Annotated in this window: 2 protein-coding genes; both read left to right on the top strand. The window is 75.3% G+C overall.

Going from position 1 to position 2515, the window contains the following annotated elements; translation table 11 throughout:
* Positions 1-871, top strand: an 871-nt coding sequence (locus ACFXA3_RS40815; protein WP_385196253.1) for a DUF4157 domain-containing protein, incomplete at its 5' end; no start/stop codon positions are given.
* 111 nt (positions 872-982) lie between these two features.
* Positions 983-2383, top strand: a complete 1401-nt coding sequence (locus ACFXA3_RS40810; RefSeq protein WP_385196250.1) for an RICIN domain-containing protein — start codon at positions 983-985, stop codon at positions 2381-2383.
* Positions 2384-2515 lie beyond the last annotated feature (132 nt).

The raw sequence follows: 2515 nt of genomic DNA, 5'->3' as shown, positions 1-2515 counted from the left end.
CGTCAGCGGGGTCTACGCGACCGGACCGGGGACGCCGAGCCCGCCGGTCCGGCGGATGCCGGACCTGGGCCGGGCGGCGGGCGACGGGACGGTGGCGCGCGGCGTCGAGGCGCAGCGGCAGCGGCAGCGGCACCGGCACCGGCGCGGCCCGGGGTGCGGGCACGGGGAGACGGCCGTCCGGCGCCGGGAGGCCGTGCACCACGACCACGAGGGTGCGGACGACGGCCGGTCGGCGTCGGCGCCCGGCCTCCTCGCATCCGCGCCGGCCGCGCCGAGCAGTCCGCTCCCCGATCCCCTCCTCGGCAAGGCGAAGGCGTTCCACCGCAACGACGGGCTGGGTGCCGGGCGGGTCCACGACAATCCGATGGCGCAGCGCGCGACCGCGGCGCCGGGCGCCCACGCGGTGACGGCCGGCAGCCACATCCTGCTCGGCCCCGAGGCCGTCGGGAACACCGGGATCCTCGCGCACGAGGCCGGCCACCTCGACAAGAACCTGCGGGGCGTCCGCGAGACGGGCCACGACAACGGCGGGGGCGTGGCCGTGACCGATCCCGGGCAGGGCTCCGAGCGCGCGGCGGACACCGACAGCGCCGCCTTCGTGGCCGGACACGGCACCGCCCCGTCCGTCGCCCGGCGGGCGGCCGTCGAGCAGGGCACGGTGGCCGACGGCGCCCCGGCCGTCCGGCGCACGCTCCGGGAGTTCGAGCCCTGCGGCACCTTCACGGACGCCGTCGACGGGCAGGAGGGGCGCCGGCGCAGCACCGACGGCGCGGACGGCATCCGCACCTCGGCCCGGCTCGGCGTCCCCGCGGGGGCCGCACCGCGCCACGGCATCATGACCGCCAACGGCACGCGGGCGCCGCGGACCTGACCTGCCGACGGCCCGGCCCGCACGCCCGGGCAATCCGAGGGGCCCCCGGGGCAACGCACCCTGCCCCTGTGGCTCCTGACCGGCGGCGGGCGCGCGGTTAGCGTGCCGGGGGTGAGCCTATGGACTTCCCTGGAACCCGCCTCCGTCACCGTCGACCCCGGCGGCAGCACGCGCGTGCGCCTGCGCGTGCGCAACACCGGTGACGTGGTGGACGAATACCGTTTCGAGCCCGTCGGCGACGTGGCGCCCTGGACGACGGTCGAGCCGGTGACCTTGCGGCTGTATCCGGGCACGACCGGGACGGTCGAGCTGACGTTCGCGCCGCCCCGGACCCCGGACGCGGTCGCGGGGCCGAACCCGTACGCGGTGCGGATCACGCCGACCGAGCATCCCGAGGCCGTGACGGTTCCGGAGGGGAACCTGACGATCACCCCGTTCGCCGAGGTGCGCGCGGAACTCGTGCCGCCGACCGTCAAGGGCCGCTTCCGCGGACGCCCGAAGCTGGCGGTCGACAACCTCGGCAACACCAAGGTGACGGCGTCCGTCACGGGCAGCGACAACGGGGACCACCTGGCCTACGAGATCCGGCCGGGGAACGTCCAGATCGAGCCGGGCCGCGCGGCGTTCGTGGACGCGACCCTGCGGTCCCGGCAGATCATCTGGTTCGGCTCGAAGGAGGAGCGGCCCTACACCCTCACGGTGCGCCGCTCCGGCACCGAGCCGCTGGAGGTCGAGGGGACGTACGTCCAGCGCGGGTTCCTGCCCCGGTGGCTCGCGACGTTCTTCGGGCTGTTCGTCGCGCTGGCGGTGGCGTTCGTGATGATCTGGATCGCCTACAAGCCGCAGGTCCGCAGCGCGGCCACCGAGCAGACGGAGCAGGCGGGAGCGGTCCTGCCCAACAGCCCGTCCCCCTCGCCGCTGGCCTCGCCGCCGCCGAAGCCCGAGCCCGAGCCCGAGCCGTCGAAGTCCGAGAAGCCCAAGGACGACGGCGGCGGGGGCGGGCAGTCCCAGAAGCCCGCCGCACCGCCGCCCGTCGTGCCGGCCGAGAAGGTCCTGCTGCGCAACGCCGCCACCCGCATGTGCGCGGACCTGCCGGGCAATGACAAGGGCCGGATCAACCTGGCCGTCCAGCAGGCCGGCTGCGTGGGCGCCGAGTCGGACAACCAGCTCTGGAACCTCGAGGTCAAGTACCCCAAGCTCGGTCCCGGGGGCCAGCCGCTCTTCCAGATCCGCAACGTCAAGGACCAGTTCTGCATGGACCTCGGCGAGTACGGCGGCCGCCCCGTCGGCACCGGCATCGGCGAGTTCCACTGTGACGGCACCACGGCGGACAACCAGCTGTGGTGGATCGACAAGCAGGACAGCGGCGACTACTGGATCCGCAACTACGCCAGCAACAACAAGTGCCTGAACGTCAACGGCGGGGCGAACGTCGACGACAAGCTGAACATCTCCGACTGCACCAACACCGGCAACCAGGAGTGGAAGATCGTCCATCCCAAGACCGGCTGACGACGCGCGCGCAACCCCGGCCCGGGGGGGCGGGGGGGGGGGCCCCCCCGCGGGGGCCCCCCCCCCCCCCCCCCCCCCCCCCCCCCCCCCCGAGCGGGGCTCCCGCGCCCGCGGGGGGTTTCGGGGGGTGAG

It is taken from the genome of Streptomyces sp. NPDC059456 (genome assembly GCF_042750055.1).
GTDB lineage: Bacteria > Actinomycetota > Actinomycetes > Streptomycetales > Streptomycetaceae > Streptomyces.
This window is presented reverse-complemented; position numbering and strand designations above follow the sequence as displayed.